Source organism: Roseateles saccharophilus, from assembly GCF_031458095.1.
GTDB classification, from domain to species: Bacteria; Pseudomonadota; Gammaproteobacteria; order Burkholderiales; family Burkholderiaceae_C; genus Pelomonas; species Pelomonas saccharophila_A.
Window position 1 is genome coordinate 195,546 of sequence record NZ_JAVDXU010000002.1, and the last position, 14,316, is coordinate 209,861.

At 68.7% G+C, this 14,316-nt stretch carries 11 protein-coding genes and 1 riboswitch; of the genes, 9 read left to right on the forward strand and 2 right to left on the reverse strand.

Annotated elements, in window-relative coordinates; translation table 11 throughout:
• Nucleotides 1-9 precede the first annotated feature (9 nt).
• Entirely contained in the window at nt 10-1,512 is a 1,503-nt protein-coding gene (locus J2X20_RS13485; RefSeq protein WP_310265537.1) for a hypothetical protein, read from the forward strand.
• A complete protein-coding gene (locus tag J2X20_RS13490; RefSeq protein ID WP_310265539.1) occupies nt 1,513-2,742 on the forward strand; it encodes an MFS transporter in 1,230 nt (409 codons plus the stop codon).
• Here J2X20_RS13490 and J2X20_RS13495 read toward each other — a convergent pair.
• Nucleotides 2,739-3,740 (reverse strand): aldo/keto reductase, encoded by a 1,002-nt coding sequence (locus J2X20_RS13495; RefSeq protein WP_310265541.1) that lies wholly within the window; start codon nt 3,738-3,740, stop codon nt 2,739-2,741. The two genes, J2X20_RS13490 and J2X20_RS13495, sit on opposite strands and share 4 nt — an antisense overlap.
• Nucleotides 3,741-3,896: 156 nt before the next feature.
• Here J2X20_RS13495 and J2X20_RS13500 point away from each other — a divergent pair, with 156 nt between their 5' ends.
• From J2X20_RS13500 to J2X20_RS13530, 7 genes are all read left to right on the forward strand, one after another.
• Complete coding sequence (locus J2X20_RS13500; RefSeq protein ID WP_310265543.1) at nt 3,897-4,796, forward strand: AraC family transcriptional regulator; 900 nt, start codon at nt 3,897-3,899, stop codon at nt 4,794-4,796.
• A gap of 10 nt (nt 4,797-4,806) precedes the next feature.
• Nucleotides 4,807-4,888: riboswitch (S-adenosyl-L-homocysteine riboswitch) on the forward strand.
• Nucleotides 4,889-4,967: 79 nt separating this feature from the next.
• Entirely contained in the window at nt 4,968-6,386 is a 1,419-nt protein-coding gene (gene ahcY, locus J2X20_RS13505) for an adenosylhomocysteinase (protein ID WP_310265546.1), read from the forward strand.
• A gap of 7 nt (nt 6,387-6,393) precedes the next feature.
• A complete protein-coding gene (locus tag J2X20_RS13510; protein ID WP_310265548.1) occupies nt 6,394-7,140 on the forward strand; it encodes a TlyA family RNA methyltransferase in 747 nt (248 codons plus the stop codon).
• A complete protein-coding gene (gene metF, locus J2X20_RS13515; RefSeq protein ID WP_310265549.1) occupies nt 7,137-7,976 on the forward strand; it encodes a methylenetetrahydrofolate reductase [NAD(P)H] in 840 nt (279 codons plus the stop codon). The genes J2X20_RS13510 and metF overlap by 4 nt, the downstream gene beginning before the upstream one ends.
• A 78-nt stretch (nt 7,977-8,054) precedes the next feature.
• Nucleotides 8,055-10,331 carry a TonB-dependent receptor plug domain-containing protein gene (locus J2X20_RS13520; protein WP_310265550.1) on the forward strand — a complete coding sequence of 759 codons (2,277 nt, stop codon included), beginning with the start codon at nt 8,055-8,057 and terminating at the stop codon, nt 10,329-10,331.
• An 11-nt stretch (nt 10,332-10,342) separates the two neighbouring features.
• The gene (locus J2X20_RS13525) at nt 10,343-10,807 is read left to right on the forward strand and encodes a low molecular weight protein-tyrosine-phosphatase (protein ID WP_310265552.1); all 465 of its coding nucleotides are present in this window, start codon (nt 10,343-10,345) and stop codon (nt 10,805-10,807) included.
• 207 nt (nt 10,808-11,014) lie between these two features.
• Nucleotides 11,015-13,267, forward strand: coding sequence for a WD40/YVTN/BNR-like repeat-containing protein (locus J2X20_RS13530; protein ID WP_310265554.1), 2,253 nt, complete (start codon nt 11,015-11,017; stop codon nt 13,265-13,267).
• On the opposite strand, the gene J2X20_RS13535 is transcribed toward J2X20_RS13530, so the two are convergent.
• Entirely contained in the window at nt 13,264-14,295 is a 1,032-nt protein-coding gene (locus tag J2X20_RS13535) for a hypothetical protein (protein ID WP_310265557.1), read from the reverse strand. The two genes, J2X20_RS13530 and J2X20_RS13535, sit on opposite strands and share 4 nt — an antisense overlap.
• Nucleotides 14,296-14,316 lie beyond the last annotated feature (21 nt).

Below are 14,316 nucleotides of genomic sequence, written 5' to 3' on the forward strand. Positions count from 1 at the left end.
GGCTTTCTTATGCATCGCCTCGCCGCCCTGCTGCTGACCTCCCTCGCACTGCTGGGCAGCGCCCAGGCCGACGAAGCCAGCACCGCCAAGGCCTTCCAGAAGCTGCGCGACAGTCCCTGGCTGCTGCGCCAGTTCATGGCAGGCTTCCCCAAGGGCGGCGACCTGCACAACCACCTGGACGGCAGCATCTATGCCGAGAACATCATCCAGTGGGCGGCCGAGGACGGCAAATGCGTGGCGCCCATCACCGGGCAGATCAGTTACCCGCCCTGCGACGCCTCCCGCCCGGCCATGAAGGGCTACGCGGCCGACTCGGTCAACTACCGCCAGCTCGTCGATGCCTATTCGGTGCGCAACTACGAGCGCGGCGCGAAGTCCGGCCATGACCAGGTCTTCGACACCTTCGGCCGCTTCATCCCCGGCACTCTGGGCCGCGAAGGCGACATGCTGCGCGAAGCCACCAACCGCCGCGGCGCCGAGAACACCGTCTACCTGGAACTGCTGCAGTCCTGGGGCATGGACAAGGCGCGCGCCATCGCCGCAGCCGAGCCCGGCGCCTTCCGCGCCGACCACCCGGCCAAGGACTGGGCCAGCCACCCGGCCCTGCAGAAGATCGTGGCCGACACGCGCATCGAGCTGGACCGCATCGAGAAGCGCTGGCGCGAGCTGTCGCACTGTGGCCAGGCCAACGCCGAGCCGGGCTGCGGCGTGGCCCTGCGCTATCTGGCCCAGGTCATCCGCACCTTCCCGCCCGAGCAGGTCAACGCGCAGATCGCGCTGGCCTTCCTGCTGGTCAAGGCCGACCCGCGCTGGGTCGGGCTCAACCTCGTCGCGCCCGAGGATGACCCGAACACGCTGCGCCATTACACCGAGCAGATGAGCGTCATTGGCGCCTTGGGCAAGCTCTACCCCGACGTGAAGGTCTCCCTGCATGCCGGCGAGTTCGGCTTCGGCCTGGTGCCGCCCGAGGACTTCAAGGACCACATCCGCCAGGCCCTGGACATTGCCGGCGCGCGCCGCATCGGCCACGGCGAAGCCATTGGCCTGGAGACCGGCGCCCTCGACACGCTGCGCGACATGGCCAAGCGCGGCATCGCCGTCGAGATCAACCTGACCAGCAATGCCATCGTGCACGACCTCAGGGGCGATCAGCACCCCTGGATGCTCTACCGCCAGTTCGGCGTGCCCACCGCCTTGTCGGCCGACGACGAGGGCGTCTTTCGCATCGACCTGACCAACGAGTACCAGCGCGCCGCGGCCACCTATCCCAAGCTGAACTACCGTGACTTCAAGCAACTGTCGCGCAATGCCCTCCACTACGGCTTTGTCGAGGGCCAGGCGCTGCTGGCCGACACAGGCAATGGCCGCTTCGTCGCGGTCTGCGCCAGCGAACGCGCAGGCCGCGAGGTGAAGAACACCCGCTGCCGCGATTTCCTCACCGCCAATACCAAGGCCCGCCTGCAATGGGACCTGGAAACGCGCTTTGCCCGCTTCGAAAGCCAAGCTCACTGAATGCTTCTTGACATCGGCCCGCTGCGCCGCAACACCGCTTTTCGACGCCTCTTCGCCAGCCAGTTCATCTCAGGCCTGGGCACCATGGTCAGCTATGTGGCCGTGCCCTGGCAGCTCTACGAACTCACCCGCTCCAACGCCCAGGTCGGCCTGCTCGGCCTGGTGCAATTGATCCCCGTCGTCGTCTGCGGCCTGCTGGGCGGCGCGGTGGCCGACCGCGTCGACCGCAAGCGCCTGCTGATCGGCTCCGAAGCGCTGATGGCCCTGTGCCTGGCCGGCCTGCTGATGAATGCGCTCGGTGCCGCGCCCAGCGTGCTGGCCATCTACGCGCTGGTGGCCGTGCTGCAAGGGGCCAGCGGCTTCCACCGCCCGGCGCTGGAGGCGCTGACGCAAAGGCTCGCCAAGCCCGAGGAGTTCGCGGCCGTCGCGGCCCTGTCCTCGGTGCGCGGCACCGTCGGCATGGTGGCCGGGCCGGCGCTGGCCGGCGTCCTGCTGGCCCAATGGGGCGCGGTCGGTGCCTATGTCTTCGACTTCGCGACCTTCATCGCGGCACTGTTCTTCATCGCCCGCATTCCACGCGAAGCCCTCGGCAGCGTCGACGCTCCGGGTGAGCGGCCCCATCTGCTGGCCGACCTGGCCGAGGGCCTGCGCTTTGCCTGGAAGCGGCCCGAGCTGATGGGCACCTATATCGTCGACATCGTCGCCATGGCCTTCGCTTTCCCGGTCGCGCTGTTCCCGGCCATGGCGGCGGCGGACGGGCGCACCGAGTCGGTGGGCTGGCTGCTGTCGGCCATGTCGGTGGGTGCGCTGATCATCGGCCTGTTCAGCGGCTGGACGGGCAAGGTCTCGCGCCATGGCCGCGCCGTCGTCATCGCGGCGGCCGTCTGGGCCGTCGGCATCGTGGCCCTCGGTTTCGCACCCAGCCTGATGCTGGGCCTCATGTGTCTGGCCGTGGCCGGTGCCGCGGACATGGTCAGCGGCGTCTTCCGCGGCACGATCTGGAACGAGACCATCCCCAACACGCTGCGCGGTCGGCTGGCCGGCATCGAGATGATCAGCTACCTGACCGGCCCGCTGGTCGGCAATGCACGGGCCGGCTTCATGGCCGATGCCTGGGGCGTGTCGGCCGCGATCTGGATGGGCGGGGCGATCTGCCTCGCCGGCGTCGTTGCCACCGGCTTCCTGCTGCCGCGCTTCTGGGCCTATCGCAGCACGACCTCTCCGAACTAAGCGTTGAGCGCCCCCATCTGCGCCGCCGGGTAGCGCGTGCCGGCCACGGCATGCGCGGCCAGCAGCCCCTGGATGCGCTCGCGTCGGCCAGCGTCGAAGTGGATGCGCGCGGCCAGCGCGTTCTCGTCCAGGCGGGCGATGCTGCGCGTGCCCGGGATGGGCACGATGTCGTCGCCCTGGTCCAGCAGCCACGCCAGTGCGAGCTGGGCGGGCGTGTAGCTCCACTCCTCAGCCAATGCCGACAGCGCATCGGCCAGCGCCAGGTTGTGGTCCAGGTTCTCGCCCTGGAAGCGCGGGTGGATGCGGCGGCGGTCGTCGGGCGCCAGTTGCTCGGCCGAGCGGATCGCGCCGGTCAGGAAGCCGCGGCCCAGCGGGCTGTAGGGCACCAGCGCAATGCCCAGCTCGCGGCAAGTCGGCAGGACTTCGGCCTCGACATCGCGGCTCCACAGCGAATACTCGGTCTGCACAGCGGCGATGGGGTGCACGGCGTGGGCGCGGCGGATGGTCGCCGCCGAGGCCTCGGACAGGCCCAGATGCCCGACCTTGCCGGCCTTCACGAGTTCGGCCATGGCGCCCACCGTCTCCTCGATGGGCACCTTCTTGTCGACGCGGTGCTGGTAGTAGAGGTCGATGTGTTCCACGCCCAGGCGTTGCAGGCTGGCGTCGCAGGCCTCGCGCACATAGGCCGGGCTGCCATCGATGCGCAGCATCGTGCCGTCGGGCGCTCGCACATTGCCGAACTTGGTCGCGATGACGACCTCGCGACGGCGCTCGACCAGCAGACGTGACAGCAGACGCTCATTGGCGCCGACGCCGTACATGTCGGCCGTGTCGAGGAAGTTGATGCCGATGTCCAGCGCATGGTTGAGCACGAGCAGCGACTGCACGTCATCGGCCGGGCCGTAGAAATCGGACATGCCCATGCAGCCCAGGCCGAGGGCCGAGACCTCGGGGCCATGCATGCCCAGGCGGCGGCGGGGATGGGAGGAATGCGTCATGGTGGAACTCCTTGCAGAGATGATCAACGGGATGGCGAGAGCTTAGGAATCCCCACCCCGCTCGCCCAGCACAAAGCTGGCGGTTGCTTGCCTGATCCTCCGATCCAAAGCCCCGGCGCGCGGCGTGCTGCATAAAGCGTTTGCACAATTGCCCGCATGCCTACCGATGACGACCTGCAGCCCCTGCGCGAACGCACCATCGCCGCGGCCCTGGCCCGCGCGCCCGGCGACGGCCTGCACGCGACCGCCCTGCCCTGGCTGCGGCTGATCCGCGCCAGCGCCCCGGCCCACCCGGTGCCGGCCGTCTACGAACCCGGCCTGGTGCTGGTACTGCAGGGCCGCAAGCGCGCCCAGCTCGGCGAGCGCGTCGTGCATTACGACGCCATGCAATGCCTGGTCGTGCCCATGACCATGCTGCCGCGCGGCCAGGTGATCGAGGCCAGCCCGTCCAGGCCCTATGTCTGCATGCGCCTGAGCTGCGAGACCCAGGCCTTGACCGAACTGCTGCTGGAAGACGATGCACCGCCAGGGGATGGCGACGCCAGCCTGCATGTCGCCCCCGTCACGGCGCCCTTGCTGGACGCGGCCCTGCGCCTGCTGCAATTGCTGGACAGCCCGCAGGACCTGAAGACGCTGGCGCCCCTGGTGCAGCGCGAGATCCTCTACCGCGTGCTGACCGGCCCGCTGGGGCCGCGGCTGCGCAGCCTCGCCCAGGGCGACGGTGTGGCGCGCCGGCTCAACCGCGTCATCGAGCAGCTGACGCGCCGCTTCGCCGAGCCGCTGTCCATCGACGAGCTGGCCGAACTGGCCCACATGAGCCCGTCCACCCTGCATCTGCGCTTCAAGCAGCTGACCGCCCTGTCACCGCTGCAGTTCCAGAAGAATCTGCGCCTGCAGCAGGCGCGCCGGCTGATGCTGGGCGACGGCCTGGACGCCGCCAGCGCCGCCCACCGGGTCGGCTACGAGAGCCCCAGCCAGTTCAGCCGTGAATACCGTCGCCTTTTCGGCGCCCCGCCGCGCGAGGACATCTCGCTTCTGCGCAACACTGCCGGCTAGAATGCCGCCTCCTTCCGAGGAGCGTTGCAACCTCAGCACCTATTGAGGCCAGGCTCGGAAGCTCAGACCCCCTGCAACTGCGCTCACCCGCTGGCCGACCGTGCCTGGGTGAGGATTGATCTCCCCCGCACCGTCGTCGCCAGCGGCTTCATTCGCTTGAAGGAGCTGCCCATGACCGCCAACCTCCCCGCCCATATCGTCAAGGACCTGTCGCTGGCCGACTGGGGCCGCAAGGAAATCAAGATCGCCGAGCACGAGATGCCGGCGCTGATGGCCATCCGCAAGGAATACGCCGCCTCCCAGCCGCTCAAGGGCGCCCGCGTCACCGGGTCCCTGCACATGACCATCCAGACGGCCGTGCTGGTCGAGACTCTGCAGGCCCTGGGCGCCGAAGTGCGCTGGGCCTCCTGCAACATCTTCTCCACGCAGGACCACGCCGCTGCCGCCCTGGCCGCCGTCGGCACGCCCGTGTTCGCCTACAAGGGCGAGACGCTGGAAGACTACTGGGACTACACCCACCGCATCTTCGAATTCGGCGCGAAGGGCGAAGCGGGCGAAGGCCCCAACATGATCCTGGACGACGGCGGCGACGCGACGCTGCTGATGCACCTGGGCCAGAAGGCCGAGAAGGACCTGTCCGTGCTGGCCAACCCCGGCAGCGAGGAAGAGCGCATCCTGTTCGCGGCCATCAAGAAGAAGGTCGCCGAGGACGCCACCTGGTACACCCGCAAGAGCGCCGAGATCATCGGCGTGACGGAAGAGACGACGACGGGCGTGCACCGCCTGAAGGAAATGGCCGCCAAGGGCACGCTGCTGTTCCGTGCCATCAACGTCAACGACTCGGTCACCAAGAGCAAGTTCGACAACCTCTACGGCTGCCGTGAGTCCCTGGTGGACGGCATCAAACGCGCCACCGACGTGATGGTGGCCGGCAAGATCGCCGTCGTGGCCGGCTACGGCGACGTGGGCAAGGGCTCGGCCCAGGCCCTGCGCGCCCTGTCGGCCCAGGTCTGGGTCACCGAGATCGACCCCATCTGCGCGCTGCAGGCCGCGATGGAAGGCTATCGCGTCGTGACCATGGAATTCGCCCAGGACAAGGCCGACATCTTCGTGACGACGACCGGCAACAAGAACGTCATCCGCCACGAGCACATGCTGGCGATGAAGAACAACGCCATCGTCTGCAACATCGGCCACTTCGACAACGAGATCGAGGTCGCGGCCCTCGAGAAGTACGAGTGGGAAGAGATCAAGCCCCAGGTCGACCACGTCATCTTCCCGGACGGCAAGCGCATCATCCTGCTGGCCAAGGGCCGCCTGGTGAACCTGGGCTGCGGCACCGGCCACCCGAGCTATGTGATGAGCTCCTCCTTCGCCAACCAGACCATTGCCCAGATCGAGCTGTTCGCGCACAAGGACAACTACGCCGTCGGCCAGGTCTATGTGCTGCCCAAGCACCTGGACGAGAAGGTCGCCCGCCTGCAGCTGACCACGCTGAATGCGCAGCTGACCGAGCTCACCGAGGAGCAGGCCGCCTACATCGGCGTCAACAAGGCTGGTCCGTACAAGCCCGACACGTATCGCTATTGATCGAGCAATGCGCGCTGACCAACTCCTCGTCGCCCAAGGCCTGGCACCGACCCGATCGGTGGCCCAGCGCCTGATCAGCAACGGCGCCGCCGAATGGGCCTCGCCCACCGGCTGGGCCGCGCTGAAGAAGGCCGGCGAGGACCTGCCCGAGACCGCCCAGCTGCGCGTCACCGACGACGCGGAGCTGCGCTATGTGTCGCGCGGCGGGCTCAAGCTGGAAGGCGCGCTGACGCGTGTCGGCTTTGACGTCACAACGCACACGGTGCTGGACGTCGGCCAGAGCACCGGCGGCTTCACCGACTGCCTGCTGGCCCATGGCGCGCGCCATGTGGTGGGTGTGGACGTCGGCCACGGCCAGCTGCATGCCAAGCTGCAGGCCGACCCGCGCGTGACCGCGCTGGAGGGCGTGCATGTGCGCGAGCTGGACGTGCTGCGCCAGCACCAGCCGACGGGCGGCTTCACGCTCATCGTCGGCGACCTGAGTTTCATTTCCATGGTGGGCAGCCTCCCGGAGTTGCTGCCCTGGCTGGAGGTGCACGGCCATCTGCTCGTGCTCATCAAGCCGCAGTTCGAACTGGGGCCACAAGCCCTGGGCAAGGGCGGTCTCGTCAAGGACGAGGCCGACTACCCGCGACTGGAAGCCCGCGTGCGCCTGGCCTGCACGGCCCTCGGCCTCAAGGTGCTGGACTACTTCGACAGCCCCATCACCGGCGGTGATGGCAACCGCGAATTCTTCTTGTGGGCCTCCCGATGAGCACCCCTGTTTCGTTTGAATTTTTCCCGCCCAACACGCCGGTCGGCGTCGAGAAGCTCAAGACCGTCGTGCAGGAGCTGGGCGCCATGTCGCCCCAGTACTTCAGCGTCACCTATGGCGCCGGCGGCTCCACGCGCGACAAGACCCTCTCCGCCGTGATGGACATCGCCGCGGCCGGCTTCGAGGCTGCGCCGCATCTGAGCTGCGTGGGCTCCACGCGCGAGAACATCGCCGAGATCCTGGCCACCTACCGCGCCCAGAACATCCACCGCGTCGTCGCCCTGCGCGGCGACCTGCCCAGCGGCACGGCCACGGCGGGCGAGTTCCGCTATGCGTCCGAACTGGTCGGCTTCATCCGCGAGACGCAAGGCAAGGACTGGCATATCGAGGTGGCGGCCTACCCCGAGGTGCACCCGCAGCAGCGCTATGCGGCGCGCGACCTGCAGCACTTCGTCGACAAGATGCGCGCCGGCGCCGATGGCGCCATCACGCAGTTCTTCTTCAACGCCGACGCCTATTTCCACTTCGTCGACGAGGCCCGCAAACTGGGTGTCACCCAGCCCATCGTGCCGGGCATCATGCCCTTCCACAACTATGGCCGCATCGCCCAGTTCGCCCAGCGCGACGGCATCGACATCCCGCGCTGGGTGCAAATGAAGATGGAAGGTTTCATGGACGATGCCGCCAGCATCCGCGCCTTTGGCCTGGACGTCATCACGCGGCTGTGCGAGCGCCTCATCGACGGCGGCGCGCCGGGCATCCACTTCTACACGCTGAACCAGAGCGCGCTGACGCTGGAACTCTGCAAGCGCCTGGGGCTGGGCCGCGCCGCCTGACGGGCCATAACTTCCGCTCATGTAAATGAGCGCTTTACGTCGGTAGCGACCGCGCGCCCGCCGCCAGAATGCGCGGCCATGAGCCGCTTCCTCTTTTCGCTGGCCTTGCTATGTGCCAGCGCCTTGAGCGTGGCCCAGACGGCGCCCAAGCCCCCCGCCCCGGCCGCCAGCGCCGCCGCCAACAAGCTCGACCGCGTCGAGGTCAGCGGCGGCCCCACGGCCAACAGCCGCCGGCGCAACAGCACGGCCAGCAAGATCGTCATCGAGCGCGAAGACCTGGACCGTTATGGCGACACGGTGCTGGGCGATGTGCTGCGCCGCCTGCCCGGCGTCACCATCGGTGGCCGCCCCGGCCGCGGCGGCGACATCCGCATGCGCGGCCTTGGGGCAGGCTTCACGCAGATCCTGGTCGATGGCGAGCGCGCACCGGCCGGCTTTGCCGTGGAAGACCTGCCACCCGACCAGGTCGAGCGCATCGAAATCTATCGCGCTCCCACCGCCGAGACCGGGGCCCGCGCCATTGCCGGCACCATCAACATCATCCTGCGCGAGCCGCTGCAGAAGTCCGACCACGAGCTGCGCTTCACGCTGGGCCGCGATCGCGGCGAGCCGCAGGCCGACTTCAGCTGGACGCGCAACCTCAAATGGGGCGGGCCGAACGCCGACGAATTCGTCGGCGCCATGTCCGTCAACGGCGGCCTGCATCGGCGCTTCAACAATATCGACTCCCACAACCGCGTCGTCGACACCGACACCGGCGAGGTGCTCAACGAGACCGTGCAGCAGGGCAGCAGCGTGGGCAACAGCAGCAATCTGAATGGCAACGCCCGGCTGCGCTGGAAGTTCAGCGACACGCTGAGCTTCAACTTGGCGCCCTTCTTCGCGTTGTCGCAGAACGAGGGCCACAGCCAGAACAACGCCGTCGGCTTCACGCGCTTTCGCGACGTGCACAGCGAGTTCGACGGCCGCATGCACAACCTGCGCCTCAACCTGTCGGCCAGCTACCGGCCCGCCGTCGGCGAGACCTGGGACTTCCGCATCGGCCGCGGCGGCTTCAAGAACACCAGCAACAGCCAGCGCCACGAGAGCCTGAAGGACGTGGGCATCGACTACCAGCGCGTGCAGGACGACCGCAACGTCACCGACGAGGACCAGACCAGCCTGGGCGCCAAGTGGAGCCTGAAGACGGCCAAGGAACACCAATGGGTGACGGGCCTGGAGCATGAGCAGAGCCAGCGCACCCAGGTTCGGCGCACGCTGATCGACGGCCTGGAGTCCCCCGCCCTGCAGAAGTTCGGCGACACCCTGGGTTCGAGCAGCCAGCGCTTCGCCGGCTACACCCAGGACGAATGGAGCCCGAGCAAGATCTGGTCGGTCTATGCCGGCATCCGCTACGAGCGCATCGAGACCCGCTCCGATGCCGCAGGCCTGCTGCCCGACACACGCAATGTCTCCCAGGTCACCTCGCCCCTCTTCCACCTGCTGTGGAAGCCCGAGGCCTTCCCTAAGGACCAGGTGCGGCTGAGCCTGACGCGCAGCTACCGCTCGCCCAACCTGAACGACCTGATCGCCCGGCCGACCATCAACACCACCTATCCCACCGGTCCCAACCTGCCCACCTATGCCGACCGCGCCGGCAACCCCGACCTCAGGCCCGAACTCGCCACCGGCGTGGACCTCAGCCTGGAGCATTGGCTGCCCACCGGCGGCATCGTGTCGGGCAGCGCCTTCGTGCGCGACATCAAGAGCCTGATCCGCAGCCGCATCGACCTGGAGACCGTGCCCTGGGACAGCACCTCGCAGCGCTGGGTCAGCCGGCCGCGCAACCTGGAAGGTGCGCGCACCATGGGCGTGGAGTTCGAAGTCAAGGCGCGCCTGGACGAGGTCTGGGAAGAGGCGCCGCCCGAATGGCAGTTGCTGCTGCTGCGCTTCAACGTCGCCGTCTTCGACAGCAAGGTCAAGGGCATCCCCGGCTCCAATGCACGCCTGGACCAGCAGCCGCGCGGCAGCCTGAACTTCGGCCTGGACCACCGCTGGAAGGCCCTGGGGCAGAACTTCGGCAGCGGCTTCAACTTCAACTATGTGCCCGGCACCCGCGTGCAGCAGACCGAGAACCTGAGGCGCGAGGAGACTTCGCGCCGCCAGCTCGACGCCTACCTGTCCTGGGCCAGCGGCTCGGTGCGCGACGGCATCAACTGGCGCCTGTCCCTGGCCAACCTGCTGCCGCGCGATGCGCAGGCCACGTCCGAGGCGACCTATGTCGACCCGCTGACCAGCCACAACCTGGTGACCGACACCTGGTCGCGCAACACGACCTTTCGGGTGATCTCGCTGCGGGCAGACATGAGGTTCTAGACAATGCGGCCATGACACGCCGCATCCTGTTCTTCTGCATGGGCAATATCTGCCGCAGCCCGACGGCCGAGGGCGTCATGCGCGCCAAGCTGAAGGCGGCGGGTCTCGACATCGAGGTGGACTCTGCCGGCACGCATGGCTATCACGTCGGTGCGCCACCGGATGAGCGCAGCCAGGAGCATGCGCTCAAGCGCGGCTATGACCTCAGCGCGCTGCGCGCCCGCAGGCTGGTCGCACAGGACTTCGAACGCTTCGACCTCGTGCTCGCGATGGATGGCGACAACCTCGCCAATGCACAGCGCCTGTGTCCGCCGGGGCAGCGGCATCGGCTCCAGCTGCTGATGGATTACGCGCCGCACGCCGGCAAGCCGCATGTGCCGGATCCCTACTATGGCGGCGCGGCGGGTTTCGAGGAGGTGCTGGACCTGGTGGAAGCGGCCTGCGACGGGGTGATTGCTTCCCTAGGTACTCGTTGAGACGGTCGACCTGACAGGCCGGAGGCGTCGCCCGGCCCGCAATGGCATGACCGCGAGAGTCATGCAGCTGCAAAGCTGTCTCTAGCTCGGGCGACGCCGCACCGCCATTGGCACCTACGACATCCAGTTTCCACGGGTAAACCGCATTTGTTCGTCGCACGAACAAATTACGATGTCTAACGCTGTCATTCAAGAAGAGCCGGAGACATGAACCCCATCAAGCCCTGGCTGGGCGCCCTGGCGCTGGCCGCTGCATCCGTGGTGCTCGCCGCACCGCCCGCCGATGTGCCCTATGCCTGGAAGCCCGTCGCCATCGTCGGCGGCGGCTTTGTGGATGGCATCGTCTTCCATCCCGCCGTACCGGGCCTGGCCTATGCCCGCACGGACATGGGCGGCGCCTACCGGCGCGACACGGCGACAGGCGCGTGGCAGCCGCTGCTGGACTGGCTGCCGCTCAGCGAAGTCAACCTGATGGGCGTCGAGAGCCTGGCCGTCGACCCCAACGATGCTGACGCCCTGTACCTGGCCTGCGGCACCTATACCAACCCCGCCGTGCCGAACGGCGCCGTGCTGCGCTCCGACGATCGCGGGCGGACCTTCGAACGCACCGACCTGCCGTTCAAGCTCGGCGGCAACGAGGGCGGCCGCGGCAATGGCGAGCGGCTGGCGGTGGACCCCAACGACGGCCGGGTCATCTACCTCGGCAGCCGCCTCGCCGGCCTGTGGCGCAGCGGCGATGCGGCCAGGAGCTTCCAGCGCGTCGATGCCTTCCCCGACTCGGCCTGGCGCCGCGATGCCTCGGACGGCGCTCCGCCCAGTTGGGGCGGCAGCGACGGCAAGGCGACGATCAATTTCGTCCTCTTCGACCCCACCAGCGGCAAGCGCGGCCAGCCCAGCCGCACGCTCTACGCCGGCGTGTCGGTCGTCGGCCGGCCCAGCCTGTGGCGCAGCCTCGATGCCGGTGCGAGCTGGCAAGCCGTTCCGGGCGCGCCGCCCGCTCACCGGCCCATGCGCGCCGCCCTCGCGAGCGACGGCCGCCTCTACGTCGCCTATGCCAGCGAGCCCGGCCCGCACCGCATGAAGGACGGTGCGGTCTGGCGCTACGACATCGCCCAAAAGACCTGGGCCGACATCACACCCGAACGGCCCGGTGCTGCTGACGCTTTCGGCTACGCCACCGTCACCGTCGATGCCTCCAATCCGCAGCGCCTGCTCGCCAGCACGGCCGGCCGCGGCAGGGGCGACCAACTCTTTCGCAGCACGGACGGCGGCACGACCTGGAAGCCGCTTTTCCCCGCCGCCCAATTCAACGCCGCCGCCGCGCCTTATGTGGCCGACACCCCTCTGCACTGGCTCTATGACGTCAAGATCAACCCCGCCAACCCCGACCATGCCCTGTTCACCACCGGCTATGGCGGCTGGGAGACGCTGGACCTGACCCAGGCCGACAGCGCCAAGCCCACGCACTGGCAGGTCATGGCCACCGGCATCGAGGAGACCGTGGCCCTGGCCCTGCACAGCCCGACCCAGGGCGTGCCGCTGGTGACGGCCATTGGCGACTACTCGGGCTTCGTCCACACCGATCTCGACAAGCCCGCAGCTGGCAACCCCAAGCCGCCCTTCTTCGGCAATACCCACGATGTGAGCGGCGCCGAGTTGGCGCCCGAGGTCGTCGTGCGCATCGGCCATGCCCGCGATGGCGGCGGGAAGAACCTTGGCTACTCCCTGGACGGCGGCAAGACCTGGCGCGAACCCAGGACGACGCCCGAAGGCAAGACGGGCGACGGCTTCATCGCGGTGTCCGCCGACGGCCAGTCCTGGGTCTGGACCCCCAAGGGCGGCATACCCCACGTCAGCCACGACCGCGGCGACAGCTGGACGCCGGTCCAGGGCCTGCCCGCCGGCACCCGCGTCATCGCCGACCGCGTGAACCCGAAGCGCTTCCATGCCATGGCCCTGTTCGACGCCAAGCTCTACGCCAGCGACGACGGCGGCAACAGCTTCGGCGCGCGACCGCTGGACCTGCCAGACGGCCCCGCCCTGCGTGCCGCCGCCGGCAGCAACAACCACAGCAACCGCGGCGACGACCGTGGCGGCCAGGACAGGCTGTACGCCACGCCCGGCCGGGAAGGCAACCTGTGGCTCGCCGCCTTCCACGGCCTCTACCGCGCGGGGGATGGGCAGGCCTTCAAGCGCCTGCCCGCCGTCTCGCAGATCCACGCCTTCGGCTTCGGCCGTGCAGCACCGGGCGCGAAGGAGCCGGCCCTCTATCTCGTTGGCACCGTGGCCGGCCGCTACGGCGTCTTCCGCTCGACCGATGGGGCAGCGAGCTGGCGGCGCATCAACGACGACGCCCACCAATGGGGCCTGATCCTGCAGGTCAGCGGCGATCCGAAAGTCTTCGGCCGCGTCTACGTCGGCACGCATGGCCGCGGCGTGCAGTACGGCGATCCGCGCTAGCGCCTGGGCAGCTCGAAGCGCCGCAGTGAGGACTTCAGCAGCCGGTCGTTGGCGTCAAAGAGGCTGACCAGCTCCAGCTGCAGCGGTCCGGCCGGCGTCTTGACCTCGCGCAGATGGCGCTGCAAGCGCCGGCCCGATTCAAAGCGCGTGTCGTCGCTCGCCTTGCCCAGGCGCTCCGCGATCTCGGCGGGCGTCAATCCGGGCGACAGGGCCAGCGCGGCTTGCACCCAGTCGCCCTTCAGCGCCTGCACGGCACCGTCCGGCGCAGCCGGTGGATCGTCCATGGCCTCGAAGACGACGCGCGTATCGTCCGGCCAGCCCTCGTCGCCCATGGGCAGGCGGAACATGCGCTCGCGCAGCGAATAGCCCCAGTCGTATTTGGGACCACCGTCATCGCGCAGGCCATGCAGCAGGCGCTCGCTGAGGGTCAGACGCCGCTCGCCGTGCACCAGGGTCACGGCGAAGATGGGGCGGTCGGCGAAATTGCTGGGGCTCCAATCGCGGTCCCAGCAGTCGTCGAAGGCAAAGGACAACAGGCCGCCGAACAAGTCGGTCCCCCGCGCCACGCCGCTGCCGAAGGCGACGCGGCATTGCAGCCTCAGGTCACCCAGGCGGCGCTCGCCCTCGGGCACACCGGGCGTGCGGATATCGGGCCGCCAGGTCACGCGGCCGTCGGCCAGGCGGCTGCGCACCTCGGTGCGCTCGGGCAGCACCCGCCAGGCCGGGTCGATGCTGAAGCGGTCCTCGGCGTCCAGGCCCAGGGGCTGGCGGCCGGCCGGCGTCATCAGGCCCAGCTCGAGGCTGGGCGCGGCATCGGCCTGGGTGCGGGCATAGACCTTGAACTTCAGCGCCGCAGCGGGGGCCAGTGCATGGTGCTTCTCGAACAGCGCCTCGGCCTTGAAGAGCTGGCCCAGCGTCTTCTTCTCGCGGGCGGTGGCGGACTCGCCCTGGACCGCGACGCGCCCCAACTGGGCGTCAGGCGGCGGCGCACTGGCGGGCAGCGCGAGCGCGCCGATCAGCAACGTCACCACCAGGTCCATCTCAGCGTG

Coding starts and splice junctions, on each gene's coding strand:
- J2X20_RS13500 (WP_310265543.1), top strand. CDS start 3,897: ATGCCTACCGATGACGACCTGCAGCCCCTGCGCGAACGCACCATCGCC.
- ahcY (WP_310265546.1), top strand. CDS start 4,968: ATGACCGCCAACCTCCCCGCCCATATCGTCAAGGACCTGTCGCTGGCC.
- J2X20_RS13510 (WP_310265548.1), top strand. CDS start 6,394: ATGCGCGCTGACCAACTCCTCGTCGCCCAAGGCCTGGCACCGACCCGA.
- metF (WP_310265549.1), top strand. CDS start 7,137: ATGAGCACCCCTGTTTCGTTTGAATTTTTCCCGCCCAACACGCCGGTC.
- J2X20_RS13485 (WP_310265537.1), top strand. CDS start 10: ATGCATCGCCTCGCCGCCCTGCTGCTGACCTCCCTCGCACTGCTGGGC.
- J2X20_RS13490 (WP_310265539.1), top strand. CDS start 1,513: ATGCTTCTTGACATCGGCCCGCTGCGCCGCAACACCGCTTTTCGACGC.
- J2X20_RS13525 (WP_310265552.1), top strand. CDS start 10,343: ATGACACGCCGCATCCTGTTCTTCTGCATGGGCAATATCTGCCGCAGC.
- J2X20_RS13495 (WP_310265541.1), bottom strand. CDS start 3,740: ATGACGCATTCCTCCCATCCCCGCCGCCGCCTGGGCATGCATGGCCCC.
- J2X20_RS13520 (WP_310265550.1), top strand. CDS start 8,055: ATGAGCCGCTTCCTCTTTTCGCTGGCCTTGCTATGTGCCAGCGCCTTG.
- J2X20_RS13530 (WP_310265554.1), top strand. CDS start 11,015: ATGAACCCCATCAAGCCCTGGCTGGGCGCCCTGGCGCTGGCCGCTGCA.